This is a genomic window from Roseibium aggregatum (assembly GCF_017309185.1).
Lineage (GTDB): Bacteria > Pseudomonadota > Alphaproteobacteria > Rhizobiales > Stappiaceae > Roseibium > Roseibium aggregatum_B.
Genome location: NZ_JAEKJZ010000005.1, coordinates 112,802 through 128,481, shown reverse-complemented (window position 1 = coordinate 128,481; position 15,680 = coordinate 112,802). Strand labels below are relative to the sequence as shown.

17 protein-coding genes are annotated in these 15,680 nt (G+C 62.3%); 4 read left to right on the top strand and 13 right to left on the bottom strand.

Annotated elements, in window-relative coordinates; translation table 11 throughout:
* Positions 1-15 precede the first annotated feature (15 nt).
* From JF539_RS20440 to JF539_RS20410, 7 genes are read right to left on the bottom strand one after another with little or no spacing between them, the layout of a single operon-like run.
* A complete protein-coding gene (locus JF539_RS20440; protein ID WP_207142593.1) occupies positions 16-714 on the bottom strand; it encodes a NapC/NirT family cytochrome c in 699 nt (232 codons plus the stop codon).
* A 24-nt stretch (positions 715-738) separates the two neighbouring features.
* Positions 739-1,182 (bottom strand): nitrate reductase cytochrome c-type subunit, encoded by a 444-nt coding sequence (locus tag JF539_RS20435; RefSeq protein ID WP_207142592.1) that lies wholly within the window; start codon positions 1,180-1,182, stop codon positions 739-741.
* A 21-nt stretch (positions 1,183-1,203) separates the two neighbouring features.
* Positions 1,204-2,115 (bottom strand): quinol dehydrogenase ferredoxin subunit NapH, encoded by a 912-nt coding sequence (napH, locus tag JF539_RS20430; RefSeq protein WP_207142591.1) that lies wholly within the window; start codon positions 2,113-2,115, stop codon positions 1,204-1,206.
* Positions 2,112-2,945 carry a ferredoxin-type protein NapG gene (napG, locus tag JF539_RS20425; RefSeq protein ID WP_207142590.1) on the bottom strand — a complete coding sequence of 278 codons (834 nt, stop codon included), beginning with the start codon at positions 2,943-2,945 and terminating at the stop codon, positions 2,112-2,114. The genes napH and napG overlap by 4 nt, the downstream gene beginning before the upstream one ends.
* A gap of 18 nt (positions 2,946-2,963) precedes the next feature.
* Positions 2,964-5,465, bottom strand: coding sequence for a nitrate reductase catalytic subunit NapA (gene napA / locus JF539_RS20420; RefSeq protein ID WP_207142589.1), 2,502 nt, complete (start codon positions 5,463-5,465; stop codon positions 2,964-2,966).
* A gap of 10 nt (positions 5,466-5,475) precedes the next feature.
* A complete protein-coding gene (locus JF539_RS20415; RefSeq protein WP_207142588.1) occupies positions 5,476-5,739 on the bottom strand; it encodes a chaperone NapD in 264 nt (87 codons plus the stop codon).
* Entirely contained in the window at positions 5,733-6,224 is a 492-nt protein-coding gene (locus JF539_RS20410; RefSeq protein ID WP_207142587.1) for a ferredoxin-type protein NapF, read from the bottom strand. The genes JF539_RS20415 and JF539_RS20410 overlap by 7 nt, the downstream gene beginning before the upstream one ends.
* A 161-nt stretch (positions 6,225-6,385) precedes the next feature.
* On the opposite strand from JF539_RS20410, the gene JF539_RS20405 reads away from it, so the two are divergent.
* Genes JF539_RS20405 through mog form a run of 3 tightly spaced genes read left to right on the top strand, consistent with a single transcriptional unit; the run spans position 6,386 to position 8,467 of the window.
* Positions 6,386-6,931: a DUF2478 domain-containing protein gene (locus tag JF539_RS20405; protein ID WP_207142586.1), complete on the top strand. Its 546-nt coding sequence runs from the start codon at positions 6,386-6,388 to the stop codon at positions 6,929-6,931.
* Positions 6,924-7,940: a GTP 3',8-cyclase MoaA gene (gene moaA / locus JF539_RS20400; RefSeq protein ID WP_207142585.1), complete on the top strand. Its 1,017-nt coding sequence runs from the start codon at positions 6,924-6,926 to the stop codon at positions 7,938-7,940. The genes JF539_RS20405 and moaA overlap by 8 nt, the downstream gene beginning before the upstream one ends.
* Before the next feature lie 5 nt (positions 7,941-7,945).
* Positions 7,946-8,467: a molybdopterin adenylyltransferase gene (mog, locus tag JF539_RS20395; RefSeq protein ID WP_207142584.1), complete on the top strand. Its 522-nt coding sequence runs from the start codon at positions 7,946-7,948 to the stop codon at positions 8,465-8,467.
* A gap of 30 nt (positions 8,468-8,497) precedes the next feature.
* Here mog and JF539_RS20390 read toward each other — a convergent pair whose 3' ends face one another.
* From JF539_RS20390 to JF539_RS20365, 6 genes are all read right to left on the bottom strand, one after another.
* The gene (locus tag JF539_RS20390) at positions 8,498-9,715 is read right to left on the bottom strand and encodes an NnrS family protein (RefSeq protein WP_207142583.1); all 1,218 of its coding nucleotides are present in this window, start codon (positions 9,713-9,715) and stop codon (positions 8,498-8,500) included.
* A complete protein-coding gene (locus JF539_RS20385; protein ID WP_236042584.1) occupies positions 9,712-10,497 on the bottom strand; it encodes an ABC transporter ATP-binding protein in 786 nt (261 codons plus the stop codon). Before JF539_RS20385 ends, JF539_RS20390 begins: the two co-directional genes overlap by 4 nt.
* Positions 10,458-11,294, bottom strand: a complete 837-nt coding sequence (locus JF539_RS20380) for an ABC transporter permease (RefSeq protein ID WP_207142582.1) — start codon at positions 11,292-11,294, stop codon at positions 10,458-10,460. The genes JF539_RS20385 and JF539_RS20380 overlap by 40 nt, the downstream gene beginning before the upstream one ends.
* Positions 11,295-11,342: 48 nt before the next feature.
* Positions 11,343-12,338 (bottom strand): ABC transporter substrate-binding protein, encoded by a 996-nt coding sequence (locus JF539_RS20375; protein WP_207142581.1) that lies wholly within the window; start codon positions 12,336-12,338, stop codon positions 11,343-11,345.
* Positions 12,339-12,848: 510 nt separating this feature from the next.
* Positions 12,849-13,421, bottom strand: a complete 573-nt coding sequence (locus JF539_RS20370) for a UbiX family flavin prenyltransferase (protein WP_328809278.1) — start codon at positions 13,419-13,421, stop codon at positions 12,849-12,851.
* Positions 13,422-13,438: 17 nt separating this feature from the next.
* A complete protein-coding gene (locus JF539_RS20365; protein WP_207142579.1) occupies positions 13,439-14,950 on the bottom strand; it encodes a UbiD family decarboxylase in 1,512 nt (503 codons plus the stop codon).
* 151 nt (positions 14,951-15,101) lie between these two features.
* On the opposite strand from JF539_RS20365, the gene ubiT reads away from it, so the two are divergent.
* Entirely contained in the window at positions 15,102-15,662 is a 561-nt protein-coding gene (gene ubiT, locus JF539_RS20360; RefSeq protein ID WP_207142578.1) for a ubiquinone anaerobic biosynthesis accessory factor UbiT, read from the top strand.
* Positions 15,663-15,680 lie beyond the last annotated feature (18 nt).

Genomic DNA, 15,680 nt, shown 5'->3' with positions numbered 1-15,680 from the left:
GCTCCTTGAGGAGCGTCAGTCGGAGATGTTTCCGACAAAGGAGCGCATTTGAGCGACGTTTCTGGATTCTCCGGTTTTCGGAGCGTTCCCGGCCAGCTGATCGACCACACGGCGATATTCCTGCAGCGAGCCGGGCGCCAGTTCATGGGCGATGCCCTGGTGGCAATCGATACAGGTCATATTCTCGTCAATGGCCTTTTGATGCTCGGCCGCCGCCCGGTTCTCCTGAATCGTGAAATCCATGTAGTCGAAGGAATGGCAGTTGCGGCATTCACGGCTGTCGGAGGCCTTCATTTTGCGCCACACGGCAGACGCCATCTTCAGACGGTGTGCCTCATATTTTTCCGGCGTGCTGATCGTTCCCACGAGCTCATGGTAGACATCCTTGACCGCCATGATCTTCGCCTTGACCTTGTGCTGCCACTCGTGCGGAACGTGGCAGTCTGAGCAGATGGCCCGGACACCGGAGTGATTGTTGTAGTGGATGGTTTCGCGGTATTCGCCGAGGTTGGTCTCCATAGTATGGCAGGAGACACAAAATTCCTCGGTGTTGGTCAGTTCCAGTGTCCAGTGAAAACCACCCCAGAAGACAATCCCCAAAAGGAAGCCCCCTATAACGATAAACCCTACGCTGAAGGCCGAAACCGGGCTCCAGAAACCGTTCCAAAGCCTGCGGATCAGACCTTGTTTCGGTGTATCTTGCGGATCGGACATGCTTGTGTGTCTCCTGTTCCCGCGTTAGCGCACTTTGCTGGATGGTTCGAAATCGTTGCCGACGAGTTCCGGAGCATTCGCCTGGGGAACGTGACACTGGTTGCAGAACCAGCGTGTACCGGCGACGCTGTCGAGCTGGTTGCCCTCCCTGTCCAGATAGTGGGTCATGGACAAGGTTGGCGCCCCGCGTTCCCCCGCGACCGTCCAGTCGTGGCAGCCGAGGCACTGATTGGTGCGCATATCGATCTGATACTGAGTGACGGAGTGCGGGATGAGCGGCGGCTGCTGCCGGTAGTTTCGCGGCATGCGGCCTTCGATCTGCTTGTGAACCTGGTCGGCCGGCAGCGTCTCCTGCAACTCGCCTCCCCGCAGACTTTGGACTGTTCCTGCAGACTGGGCCAAGGCAAAGCCTATCAGAACCGTAGAGATCGCGAGGGCTGAAAGTCCCCCAAGGAGTGGCAGTTTCATCTCTATTCTCCGTTGCTCCGTTCAAACGGAATGTTCGGTTGGTGCGTCCACCGCCTGTGAGACAGTGTTCTTGACGCGATCGTCAAAACGATGGGTGAAGGCGAAAACGTCGACCGCACAGACGTCGATGCATCGTCCGCAATTCGTGCAGTCCGGGGAGAGGATCAGCGGTGTCTCGCCGGTCTTTCCCTTCAAGGCAGGCGAAATGACCTGGCTTTCCGGGCAGACGGCGAAGCAATCCATGCAGTTGTCGCAAGCCTGCCGGTTATGGGCGGAAACGCGTAGTAGCGAACGCTCGCCGAGAAGTCCGTAGAAGGCACCGACCGGACACAGGTGCCCGCACCAGCCCCGACGGGCCAGGATCAGGTCGAACAGAAAGACACCGATCACAAAGGACCACGCGAATCCCATTCCGAAGATCAGACCGCGATGAACCATGGACACCGGGTTGACGAATTCCCAGGCGATGGTGCCGGTCACTGCTGAGACCGCAACGACCATGCCAAGCATGAAAAACCGCGTCTGGCGTTTCGGTTGCCAGCCTTTCGGCAGGTCCAGACGGCGGTGCAGCCAGCTCGCGGCATCCGTTACCGGATTGATCGGGCACACCCAGCTGCAATAGACCCGCCCACCGATCAGCGCGTAGACCATCGCGACAATGAGGGCGCCGAAAATCGCGGTGAGTTCCGGCAGGTGGCCGGCAGCCAGGGACTGCAGCAGAACAAACGGATCCGTCAGTGGCAGCGTGTCGAAGGTGAGCGAGCCGGCAAGATTTCCTTTCACCCACCAGATGCCGAACCAGGGGCCGAGGAGGAACAGACCGAGGAAGAAGACCTGCGAGACGCGGCGCAGCAGGAGAAACCTGTGCGCGCCAAGCCAGCCTTTCACGCGAGCGGCCTCATAGCCGACGGGAGAATGTGTCTTTGCACTCATTGCCCCGCGCTCCCGCCTGGCAGCGTGAACGACGGCTTGAAGCCATCGACGAAGCCTCCCGGCGCCTCGAGATTATCCGTTCCGGGCCCCGGAAGCCGGTCGGGCAGATCGATCAGCTCATCGACGAGAGGCTGCTTTTCCTCCCACCCCAACCTGTAGTGCTCGGCGGCGTCGGCGCGTGCAATCCGCGCCGGCAGAACCTTGATCGCGGCTTCGTTCGGGAGCACACAGGATTTCTCGCATTTGCCGCAGCCCGTGCATTTGTCCGCATGCACCGTCGGCATGAAAATCGCGTGATGGCCCGACCGCGGGTTGTGCGACTGTTCCAGCGTGATGGCTTCATCTATGAGCGGGCAGACCCGGTAGCAGACATCGCAGCGCAGCCCCAGCGCATTCAGGCAGTTCTCCAGATCGATCAGAACAGCCACGCCCATGTCGGCGTCATCGATCCGGTCGAGGTCCTTGTCGAGCGCACCGGTCGGGCAGGCCCCGACGCAGGGAATGTCGTCGCACATTTCGCAAGGCACATCCCGGGCAGTGAAAAAAGGCGTGCCCGTTGCCATGCCATCCTCACCCAGTTCGGCCAGCTTGAGCGTGTCGTACGGGCAGTCCCGGACACAGAGTCCGCAACGGATGCAGGCGGAGAGAAAGTCCTCTTCCGCCAGCGCTCCAGGCGGTCTGATCGCGGTCGCGGGAAGCGCACGCGCATCCCGCGCAAGCCAGGCCAGACCCATGCCGGCAAGGGCGCAGCCCGCGGCACCGCGCGCCGTATCTGTCATGAAACGGCGGCGGTCCGGGTTGGCGGGTTTGTTGGTGTTCTTGGCGGGCATGGATTTCTGCCTTGGCAATCAGGCGCGCGCGACCTTGCAGGCGCACTTCTTGAAGTCGGTTTCCTTGGAAATCGGACAGGTGGCGTCGAGCGTCAGCTTGTTGACCAGCTGGCTCTCGTCGAACCACGGGAAGAACACGACGCCTTTCGGCACCTTGTTGCGGCCACGTGTTTCGACACGGCTCAACACATCCCCGCGGCGGGTCGAAATGCTGATTTCCTGCCCCCGGCGCAATCCGCGATCCTTCGCATCGTCGGGATGCATGAAGACAACCGCGGACGGGAAGGACCGGTGCAGTTCCGGCACACGGCGCGTCATGGAGCCCGAGTGCCAGTGTTCCAGAACGCGTCCGGTGACCAGCCACAGGTCATATTCATCATCCGGCGTTTCCGCCGCCGGTTCGTAAGGCGCGAAGATGATACTGGCCCTGCCGTCCTTCTTGCCGTAGAACCTGACGCCTTCCCCTTCCTTCACATAGGGATCGTAGCCCTCGCGGAAGCGGTACAGGGTCTCCTTGCCGTCGACCACCGGCCAACGAAGCCCGCGAGCCTTGTGATAGGTGTCGAAATCGGCAAGGTCGTGCGCCTTGCCCCGGCCGAAGGACGCGTATTCCTCAAACAGGCCCTTCTGGACATAGAAACCGAAATACTCGCTTTCGTCGTTGTCGAAGCCTTCCGCGGTCTCCGACAGCGGGTATTTGTCGACCTGGCCGTTGGCGTACAGAACCTCGTAAAGGGTCTTGCCCTTGTAGTCCGGGTTGGCCTCCAGAATTTCCGCCGGCCAGACTTCGTCGGTGGTGAAGCGCTTGGAGAACTCCATCACCTGCCAGACGTCGGACCGCGCTTCGCCCGGCGCCTTGACCTGTTGGCGCCAGAACTGGGTGCGGCGCTCGGCGTTGCCATAGGCACCTTCCTTTTCCACCCACATCGCCGTCGGCAGGATCAGATCGGCCGCCACGGCTGTCACCGTCGGGTAGGGATCGGAAACAACGATGAAGTTGTCCGGATTGCGGTATCCCGGATAGCCTTCCTCGTTCATGTTCGGCGCGGCCTGCATGTTGTTGGTGCACTGGACCCAATAGGCGTTGATGTCGCCATCCTTGAGCTTGCGGTGCTGCAGCACGGCATGGGCGCCGACCTTGCCGTTCAACAGCCCCTTCGGCAGTTTCCACTTTTCTTCCGAGTAGGTCCGGTGCGCTTCATTGGCCACAACCAGATCCGCCGGCAGGCGGTGGGCGAAGGTGCCGACCTCGCGAGCGGTGCCGCAAGCCGAAGGCTGTCCCGTAAGCGAGAACGGCGAGTTGCCGGGTTCCGAAATCTTGCCGACCAGCAAATGCACATTGTACATCAGCGAGTTGACCCAGGAGCCGCGGGTGTGCTGATTGAAGCCCATGGTCCACAGCGACATCACCTTGCGGTTGGGATCGGCATACTGGGCCGCCAGACGCTCAAGCTGGGCGGCCGGCACACCGGACAGTTCGGACACTTTCTCCAGCGTATATTCGGAAACATACTCCTTGTACTCGTCAAAGGAGATGCCTTCCATCTTGCCGTGCTTGCCGTCATGCGCAGGGTTGGATGCTGCCTGCTCCAGCGGGTGCTGAGGACGCAGGCCGTAACCGATATCCGTGTTGGTTTTCGTGAAATTCACATGGTTGTTCACGAAGTCCCAGTTCACCGCATCGTTTTGAATGATGTAGTTGGCGATATAGTTGAGAATCGCCAGATCGGTCTGCGGCACGAAAATCATGCCGTTGTCGGCAAGTTCGAAGGAACGATGCTCGAACGTGGACAGGACATGCACCTCCGCACCCGGCTTCGTCAGACGCGTGTCGGTCAGACGGGACCAGAGGATCGGGTGCATCTCCGCCATGTTGGAGCCCCACAGGACGAACGTGTCGGCATGCTCCAGATCGTCGTAGCAGCCCATCGGCTCATCAATGCCGAAGCTCCGGATGAACCCGGCAACGGCGGACGCCATGCAGTGGCGCGCATTCGGGTCGATGTTGTTGGAGCGGAAGCCACCCTTCATCAGCTTGGAAGCGGCATAACCTTCCCAGACCGTCCACTGGCCGGAGCCGAACATGCCGATGCCTTCAGGACCTTTTTCCTTCAGCGCCTTCTTCCACTTCTCGGCCATGATGTCGAAGGCTTCGTCCCAGGAAACGGGCGTGAATTCGCCGTTCTTGTCGTAGACGCCGTTGGTTTTGCGCAGAAGCGGTGTCCTGAGGCGGTCCTCGCCGTACATGATCTTGGAGAGGAAATACCCCTTGATGCAGTTGAGGCCCCGGTTGACCGGCGCCATGGGATCGCCTTGCGTGGCGACGACGCGGCCGTCCTTGGTGCCGACAAGCACAGAACAGCCGGTACCGCAAAAACGGCAAGCCGCCTTGTCCCAGCGGATATCGGGCGTACCGGCCTGCGCCGCTGCCGTTTCCGGCAGTGCGATGCCGGCGGCGGAAGCTGTCGCCGCGGCGGCAGACGCCTTCAGAAAGGAACGACGGGAAGTATCAAGTGTCATCTTTGCCTCCTCAGAGCGCAGGCGCTTCGGCCGCGGACGGGCCATGCGGTTCGAAATGATGGTAAGTCAGCGTGATCGTCAGGACCCCGGGGATCTGATGCATGTCCATGATCTGGTCCGACGCCCGTTTGCCATCCGTGTCCTCAACGGTGACGACGAGCCGTCCGTTCTCGTGAGCATGCACTTCGCATCCGGCCATGCCGGCAATCGCCGGAATGACGTCCTGGCTCATTCCCGGTTTCACATGGACGAGGCAGCCGCAGATATTCAGCATTGAGTGTCCCCATGGGCTTTGTATTCGTAGAAGCTGATGGAAGCAGTCGGACAGGCGCCGGCGCATTCGCCACACCCGGTACACGTTTCCGTATCGACGACGGGGACCGACCGGCTTCCGGTCATGAGCCGAAACCGGATGGCCCGTTCTTCGCAATGATCTTCACACGCGCGGCAGGCGATGCCGTTATAGGAAAGGCAGTTCGGCAACATTTGCGCGCGCACGTTCCAGGCGGTCGCGGGCCGGATCGCTGCCGGCTCGCAGGCGTCGGCGCAGGCACTGCAAAAAAGGCATGCCTCCGCGCTCAGGTCGACTGTCGGCAGCCCCTCCCGGTCGAACGAAATGATGTGCCGGGGACATGCCTTCGCGCAGTCGCCGCACCGATTGCACAGGTCGGCGACGTGCTCGTCCGTACCCGGAGGCCGGATGATATTTTCCTCTTTGAAACGGCCTCGTAAAAAGGCCCTTTTGCTCAGCGCCGGCATTCTCCGCCCCCTTCTCCTGACAAGCGAAGTAGCACTCGCTGAAAGCGGCCTTCTTGACCAAAGTCATGGCGGTTGCGCAAAAAATGAAAGGGAAATGGCCAGGAGCCACGCAGTGCATGACGCACTGTTCTTCCGTCCAATCATCTGACCGGACCAATAGAATGACCGAACACATCGCGCTTTGCGGCGCCATCAGGGCGGACCAGGGCGAAGCGGTCGACTGTCTGCTGGAGACAGCCGCCGCCCGGCTGAAACAACAGGGCGTGCGCGTCGCGGGCGTTCTGCAGCGCCGTGCCGCCCATGGCGATACCTGCTGTGCGGACATGGGGCTGGAGCTGATTTCGACCGGAGAGACGATCGAAATCTCACAGCCTCTGGGCAGCGGTTCGCAGGGGTGTCGGCTGGATCCTCGCGGTCTCGCCGAAATCACGGCGTGCCTCCTGTCGGAGCTGGAAGACGGCCCAGACCTTCTTTTCCTCAACCGGTTCGGCAAAGGCGAGCAGGAAGGAGAAGGGTTCCGTCAGCTCATCGGACGGGCGGTCGAGCTGTCCATCCCGGTCCTTACGGCCGTGCGCCCGCCATATCTGGACGCCTGGCGCCTCTTCACCGGAGATCTCTCCGAGGAATTGCCGCCCATGCTCGATCCGGTCCTGGACTGGTGCCTCAAGGTCACCAGCCCTGCGCAGCGGATTGCCGCCAATGCATGATCCGACACTTCCCGATTGCACGCTTGGAGACCGGTTCGGACGGACCGCGACCTATCTCCGCCTCTCGGTGACGGACCGGTGCGACCTGCGCTGCAGCTATTGCATGTCGGAGAACATGACGTTCCTGCCGCGCAAGGATCTCCTGTCGCTGGAAGAACTTTACCGGCTCTCGACCATTTTCATGGATCACGGTGTCCGCAAGATCCGGCTCACCGGTGGTGAGCCTCTGGTTCGCAAGAACGTCATGAGCCTGTTCGAGAACCTCTCGCGGCACCTCGATAACGGCGACCTGGACGAAGTGACGCTGACGACGAACGGATCGCTTCTTTCCAGCCATGCCGCGAAACTCGCCGACTGCGGGGTGCGGCGTGTGAATGTCTCGCTGGATACGCTCGATGCCGACAGATACCGGGCAATCACGCGCTGGGGAAACATCGACCGCGTCCTAGCCGGCCTGGACGCGGCGCAGAACGCCGGTCTCGGCGTCAAGCTCAATGCGGTCGCCCAGAAAGGGGCGTTCGAGGAAGAACTGGACGACCTAATCCGCTTTGCCCACCAGCGTGGCATGGACCTGACACTGATCGAGGAAATGCCGCTCGGAGGTACGCCGTCCTGCCGCAGCCGCAGTTTCCTTCCGCTCTCAGACCTTCGCCAGCGGCTGGAAGATCGCTGGACCCTGACACCTGTGCGGCACACGACCGGTGGTCCCGCCAAGTATTTCCGGTTGCATGAAACCGGCGGAAGGCTCGGTTTCATCACGCCGATGTCGTGCGATTTCTGTTCAGACTGCAATCGGATCCGCCTCAGCTGCACCGGAGAACTCTACACGTGTCTGGGCCATGAAGGTGGCCGGCCGCTGCGAGAGGCTTTGCGGCAGTCCGACGGCAATGAAAGGGTCGCCCAGCTGATCCGCGAAGCGGTTTACGCCAAGCCCCGGGGGCATGCCTTCCACATCGGTGAGGATACCGTAAGCGGACTGTCGCGGGCCATGTCGACCCTCGGAGGATAACCGGAATGCGTATCGCCATATTGACGATCTCCGACCGGGCTTCCCGGGGCGAGTACGAGGACCGGGGCGGGCCGGCGGTGGAAGAGTGGCTGCGGCGGACCGTTGCGACACCGATGCAGATCGACCGTATCATCATCGCCGACGGCTTCGAAACGACGCGCGACACGCTCGTCGAGCTATGCGATTCAAAGTCCTGCGACATGGTTCTGACGACCGGCGGCACCGGCCCCGCGCCGCGCGACCTGACACCCGAGGCGACCCAGGCTGTCCTGACGAAAGAGCTCCCCGGCTTCGGCGAACTGATGCGCCGCGCCAGCCTGGAACACGTCGCCACCGCGATCCTGTCGCGCCAGACCGCCGGTGTGCGCGGCACGACCTTCATCCTCAACCTGCCGGGATCGCCCGGCAGCATCGGCGTCTGCCTGAACGCCGTCTTTGCCGCCGTTCCCTATTGCCTTGAGCTGATCGGTGCAGGACATATCGACACGGACCCGGCTGTTCTCAAAGCCCATTGGCCTGGGCGGTAACGAGCGGCCACGGACAGGATGCAAAAGACCTCAGTCGCCGCCGGCACGGTCGATGCGGCTTAACATCGGCCAGAAGTTTCGAAGCCAGAGCAGGAACGCCGCAGACCAAAAGACAACGGCCATGCCTAGATGAGGTCCCGGGAGATCGAACCCGAAATCCGGCGCGATGCGCAGGAATGCCGACAGGCCCACACACAGCGCGCCGATCCGCACCGAAAAAGCCTGACCGAGAGGCTGGCCCGTGTGCAGCTTTCCGGCGATGCAAAACACCGCGTAGACCCCAAGACCAAGTCCGCCGAGAAACGCAAGGTGAAGGCCGGTGATTTCCGGCCAGGGCGCGCCGAGTCTGGCCGCGCCGGCGAGCATCAGGCCGGCTCCGGCGAGAGCCGACGAACCGGCCAGCATCAGGATCTCCGACCGGAACGCCGCGCGGCCGATGAACGCTTCGGCGACCCGGTCCACGAAGGCGGCGCCCGCCGCGATCATCAGGAAGCCGGACACGGCGGGACTGAGCCCGGCAATCTCGCCCACCATGGCAACTAGAACCAGCCCCGGAGCGAGATTGAGACGACCGGGATGCGGCCGGAACGGCGAGGTCTTTTCACTCGGATCAAGGACCAGATTTGTAACGGGAACCGTGATCCGGCTCAGCGCTAGGCCCAACAGGCCGAGAAAGGCCAGGCCGGCCAGATTTAGCGCCCGCGAGGCAAGGCCGGTGTTTCCTTCCCAGAATCCTGCGCGCGCCGCCAGGACGCAACCGAGCAGGATCGCGAGCCAGGCTGCGAAAGCAAGCAGCCTGTCGGTCCGCTGCTGCCAGGAAAGTTGCAGCAGATAAAGGAGAAGTGCTGTCATCCAGGCAAGATCCGCCAGAGCGCCGAGCGCCCCGAGACCGTCCCAGCCGAACAGTCCGACCGCACGGCCGGTGCCCCAGAGAGCGGCCAACAGCCACAGGTTCCGGCCTTTGATCGGTGCGGTATCGGTCCATTCCGGGGCGGCGGTTGTCAGAAATCCGGCCAGGGCGGCTCCGAACGCGCCGACAAGCATCTCATTGGCATGCCAGAGCGACGGCGGCACCTCGCGCGCGAGCGGAAGATCGAAGCCGAAGGCGAGCACCCAGAGAAACGGCCAGAGCGCCGCGTAGGCAGCCCCAAGCGGGAAAAACAGCCGGAACCCTTCGTCGCCGAGGATGTTCCAGAGACCCGCAGGTGCCGGATGCGGGGTCGTTTCGCAAACCGGTCCGCAGCTCATGCGATCTGCCTTTCATCGACATCGTGGATATGACGAAACAACGGGTCGTGCTTCAGCGCCGATTGAACCCAATCGAAGACCGCCGTGTCATCCCAGCCAGGCCTTGCGGAAGGAACGATCCGGACGCCAAGCACGCCTTTTCCGTGACTGTCGAGGACCGCGATCCTGTCCGCCAGCCGCGCGGCCTCCTGAAGATCGTGGGTGATGAACAATCCGGAAAGCTGTCCGCCCGCGCAGGTCTCCTTGACGAGATCCTGCATCCGGCGGCGCAGAGCGACATCGAGCGCGGTGAACGGCTCGTCGAAATAAACGAAATCCGGACGCACCGCCAGGGCCCGGGCGATCGCCACCCTTTGTTTCATGCCACCGGAGAGTTCGACGGGAAATTTCTTCAGATCCTCCGGCAGAAGCGAAACGCGCTCCGCGGTTTCGACTATCCGGCCAGCTCTCTCGCGGCGCGGAACTCCGGCCAGCTTGAGTGAAAACGCGACGTTGCCTTCCGCGGTTGCCCAAGGCAGCAGGGACGGCTCCTGGAAGATCATTGCGTGACGGCGGTAGCCGCGGTCGATCCGGCCCGCGCGCGCCTCGATCAGATCCGCCGCGATATGCGCCAAGGTGGACTTTCCGCATCCGGACGGTCCGACCAGGGCAACGATCTCTCCTTCCGCGATTGCGAGATCGATACCGTCAAGCACGGTCCGCCCGAGATAGGCATGCCCGACGCCCTTGAGGTTCAGGGCAATCACCGTTTTATCCCCCATGGCTGTGCGGCCCGACGCCATCGGTCCAACTCCCCCTTGACCGGGTAGATGAGCGTGTATTCGACGACGATCAGCAGTCCGACGGATATCACCACCCAGGCAAGCGCGTTCGCGATGTCGAGGTTTATCCGTGCGTCGGCCAGTGCGCCGCCGATGCCGCCGGCATTCGCCAGGAGTTCGGCCATGACAGCAACCTTGAAGGAGGTTCCGAGTGCCAGAGCGAGCGCCGGGAACAGCGTGGTTGTCGTCTGTCGCAGCCCTACAGAGACGAAACGTCTTACCGGGCCCGCTCCGAATGCCCGGGCCATCCGGTCGAGCCCCCGGTCGCGTGTCACGATCCCGCGAGCCGCTCCCAGGAACACGACCGGCAATGCGGCAACCAGAATGACGGTGCGCACGGTTGCGTCCGATCCGCCGAACCAGATCATGGCCAGCACGATCCAGGCGATCGGCGGGACGCCCAGGATCACGGTTACCAGAGGCGAGGCCAGCCGCATTGTGGCCGGCGAGTACCCGGCAACAATGCCCAGCGCGCCACCCACGACCGCAACCAGGGCGAAACCCGTGACGGCGCGCTGGAGCGTTTTCAGGCCGACCGTCCAGGCATCCGGATCAGCCGCCAGGGCGCCGGCCGCCCGCAGCGTCTCAACCGGAGACGTCAGGATGAACGGGCCATAGGCCTCGTGACCCGCCTGCCAGACGGCCGCCAGGAGGCATAGCGCGGCAAGTCCCGCCCAGCCGGACCAAAGAAACTCCAGAACCCTGCCGGTCCTGTCCGCCAGTCGTTCAAAGAGGCTCTGTTGCAGTATTTTGGGCATTCGCGAATGGTCTTGATAGGTGAACCGGAAGGCAGGATCGGAGGATGCTCAGAGGTAGAAACCGTCGTCGGGCAATTTTCCGCCAATCCGTTTCATGCCCTCTCCCGCCATGGCGTTGAGCATGCGCTCGATATCGTTGCGGGCCTCGTTTGCAGGCCGGGCGACGAGGTTGCAGTGTGGAATCGATGCCGCGAGAAGAGGAGCGGGCAACCCAAGCGCCTCGGTCGCTTCCTTCGCCGCTTCAGCCGGGTTCTGAAGAACCTCAGAGGTCGCGGTTTGCAGCACCGAAAGGATGTCCGGGAGCAGGTCTCCACTTGCGTCCATGAAACCTTGCGTTACCGCCAGCCCCGCCTGAGGGACGACGGCAGCCGCACCGGTCATTTCACCCCAGGCCTTTTGCAGATCGATGACCCGGGACACCGGCTTTCCGGCCTTGCGGCCGCGCAGTATTCCGGCCGTGGTCGAGGGTTCGGCGGTGAGCGCCGTTTCGACCCTGCCGGAGAGCAGCAACTGCATCGCCTCGATGGGTGTTCCGGCATAAGTGATTTCCAGGTCTTTTCCGGGCTCCAGACCATTGTGCGCAAGAAGCTGCGCGAAAATGATCTCCGGGGTGTCGCCCCGGAACGGCACGGCAATGCTATGCCCCTTCAGATCCGCGACCGCACTCACGCTCTTGTCTTCGCTGATGACGTACAGGAGCCCGTTGGTCATGACGTTGGCGAGGCGAATCGGGAAGCCGCGGTTATAGAGGTTCGCCGCCGCCTGTACCGGAACGACGGACAGCCCGATTTTTCCCGACGTCAGACCGGCCCGCAATTCGTCCGGGTTCCGCCAGGCCGTAAAGATCGCTTCGCCGGCAACACCCGAGAACCCACCGCTTGCGACGGCATGGGCGAGTGTGACGGAAGGTCCGGCGGGCGGGCCGAACAGCGCAAGCGTTTCCAACCGGGCAGCTTGCGCGGACGCGGGCAGCAGGGGCGCCGCAACACCGGCGGCCAGAAACGAAAGCGCGCCGCGCCGGGTCAATCGAGTTCCGAAGGTCATGTCAATTGCTCCAAGTTTCCCGGTTCAAATCCTGACCGGTGAGAGCAGTCGCCTCTAGAGTACGGACCCGTAAAATTCAGCTTTCAGGCGTCAATCCGGCACAGGAGAGCGAGAAAAAGCCTGCAGAACCATGCGGGTGCATGGATCAAGGGTTTTGACGCTGCTCTCCAAAGCCGAATTGACGTCCTTGGGATCGATCGGGAAATGGCTGTCTCCTGCGTTCCAAAATCTTGAAAACCTCCCGGGTTTCCTGCGATTTTGCGTCTTGGAAACAGCCATTTCCCGTCGACCTGAAAACTGAATTTCATAAGTCCGTACCCTAGGGCGGCGGGAATGGCTCGCTCGAAGCTGGCTGTGAATTCAGACGGCCGGATACGGTCGGCTGAGGATGAAGGTGGTGGCTCCTGTCAGGAAGGGTCTCAAAGGTGAGCTGCCTTAACCGGAGTTTTATAGTCATAATTTATCAGCCGGCGTGACTGCCGCACTTGACTTTGGTCAAACGAGGGCTTTTCACCGCCGGGAGATCACGTTTGAACCGGTCCAGCGGCGCAAATGCGTTCCTGAGTCGAGCCCCGCTGTCGCCAACGCACGCGCGGCAATCTGCCGGTTCATGTCGTCCAGGTCCTCAAGTCCAGCATAATACGGTGGAACCGGCGGTGTCACTCTGGCTCCCATGCGGGTGACTTTCAGCATGGCTTCCAGATGGCCTTCGTGCAGCGGAGCCTCGCGCGTGACAAGAACCAGCGGACGACGCTCCTTCAAGGTAACGTCCGCCGCGCGCGCAAGCAGCCCCTCACCTGTTCCATAGGCAATGGCGGCGAGGCTGCGCATGGAACACGGCACGACAATCATGGCGTCGATTTCGAAGGACCCGCTTGCGATCGGCGCCAGCAGGTCGGACGGCGCCAGATCCCGGGTTGCCAGCGAACGGATCTCCTCCCGCGCGGCCGCGCCCAGTTCGTGGCCGATCGTCAACTCAGCGCCGGGGGTGACTGTCACGTAGCGCTCGATCCTCATTTCCTCCAGCATCCTGAGAGCTTCCAGGGCAAGAACGGCACCGGAGGCACCCGATATTCCAACCACGACGCGTCTTTCCCTTTTCACCGACCCGATTCCCTTGCGTGTTTTGACCCCATCAGCCTTTCGAGCAGCGCTTCAGCGCGTGCCTCCACATCGTCAGGCATCACAAGTTTGGCTGAGAAAGGCCGGCTGGTTTCCACGCCGATCTTGACTGTCGCATCGATCCCGAGCTTGCCGCCGAGGCCTTCGCGCGGACTGGCGAAATCGAGCTGGTCGACCGGGGTCCCTTCCAGAACGATCATGTCCCGCTCCGGATCGGACCGTGTGGCCACCGCCCACATCACCTCGTCCCAGTCGCGGATGTCTACGTCAGGATCGACCGCGATGACGAATTTGGTCATGGAGAATTGAGGCAAAAGCGACCAGAATCCCATCATCGCCCGCTTCGCCTGGCCCGGATAGGATTTGTCGATGGCCAGAATGGCGACACGATAGGAACAGGTGGCGGGTGGCAGGAACACATCCACGACCTCCGGCAGCGCCTGCCGCAGGATCGGACGGAAGAGATCGGTCATGGCCTCGCCGATGACGGAAGGTTCGTCCGGGGCGCGTCCGGTGAACGTGGAAAGATAGACCGCATCGTCGCGCATGCGCAGGGCTCGCAGACGAAACAGCGGATAGGATGCCGGGTCGTTGTAATAACCCGTGTGATCGCCGAAAGGCCCTTCCATCGCCATCTCCCCGGGGTGGACTTCGCCTTCCAGAACGATTTCGGCCCCTTCGGGAACATGCATGTCGATCGTGCTGCAGGGCGACAGCCGGGAAGAGGCACCGTTGAAGATGCCGGCAAGCGCGAGTTCGCTGATATTGCCCGGCGCGGGCAGGACCGCGGCCAGCAGCGTTGCCGGGTCGCAACCGATCACGACGGCGACTGGCATGACCTTGCCCTCGTCCCGCCATTGCCGGTAATGCCCGGCGCCGCCGCGAAACGGCAGCCATCGCACGATGGCGGTGTCCGGCCCGAGGACCTGCATCCTGTAGACCCCGAGATTGTAGCCACGCGGGTCGTCTTCCCCGGGCGGTCGCGTCATCACGATACCCCAGGTAATCAGGGGTCCCGCATCGTCCGGCCAGCAGGTCTGCACGGGCAATTGCGTCAGGTCCGGCTCGACCGTCTTGAGTTTCCTGTCGAAGGACACCCGTTTAGGGCGTGTGTTCAAACCGGCCCTGGCCACCGGAAAGAGTTTGTGGAGTTCTCGCAGCGAAGCCGGTGGCGTGGGGGCGCGGAGTGAAGCAAGGAACTCCCCCAGCTCCCGCAAGTTCTCCGGATGAAGTCCCAACCCGTTGGCAACCCTTTTGCGGGTCCCGAACAGGTTGACCAGAAGGGGTGCGGCAAATCGCTTCACACCGCCTCCGACAGGCGTCTCCAGGAGCAACGCAGGGCCGGCGCGTTGAAGCGCTTTCCGATGCAATGCAGTCGCTTCAAGTCTGACGTCGACAGGATTCCCGACGCGCAGAATATCGCCTGCATCGCCCAGAAACGCGCAAAATTCCGTCAAGTTCCGAAAAGGCGGCAGATCACGGCCGGACATGAAGGGACCGATCGGGTGGGAGGGATGGTGGCGGGAAAGCGCCTGTCTGACTTGCCGGTATCGGGGAACCGTCCGGGAACAACCTTGATCAAAATCAAGTCTCCCCCACCGGAGGAGGGAATAGGGTCTGTCGCGAAAAATGAGAGCCCGCATGCAAGATCCAGTTTCCGTCCTCAGCCTCCCGCCTTTCGTCTCCACACTGATCGCGCCACTTCCGAGATTGCCGATGGAGACGTTTCTCACGCTGCTGACCCGCCGTCTGGTGGCGCGACGGCCGGATCTCTTGCGCCGCCTGGGCACAGTCGTCCATGTACCGATCGCGATCGTCCCGGAAGACCTGCCTCACGCCTTCCTGCTCTCGCTCGATGCGATCGATTCAAGGGTTACCCTCTGCGGTAAAGACGAAATCGGCGATGCGCAGGCAGTGATAAGAGCCCCGCTCCTGGTGCTGCTTGGTCTTCTGGACGGAACATATGACGGCGACGCCATGTTCTTCTCCCGGGATCTCAGAATCGAGGGCAAGACCGAATATGTGCTTGCCTTGCGCAACACGCTGGAAGAGGCCGACCTGACGCCTGGCGAATTTCTCGGCCTCGGCGCCCCCGCGGCCGGATGGATCAACGATATCGGCAGCCGGGTGCTTGCGCAGGCTCGATGCCTTGCGTCTGCGGGAGCTGAGCGGCGCGACAAGCTTTCAGGGCGGCACTCATGACCGCGGCAAGTGAAAGAC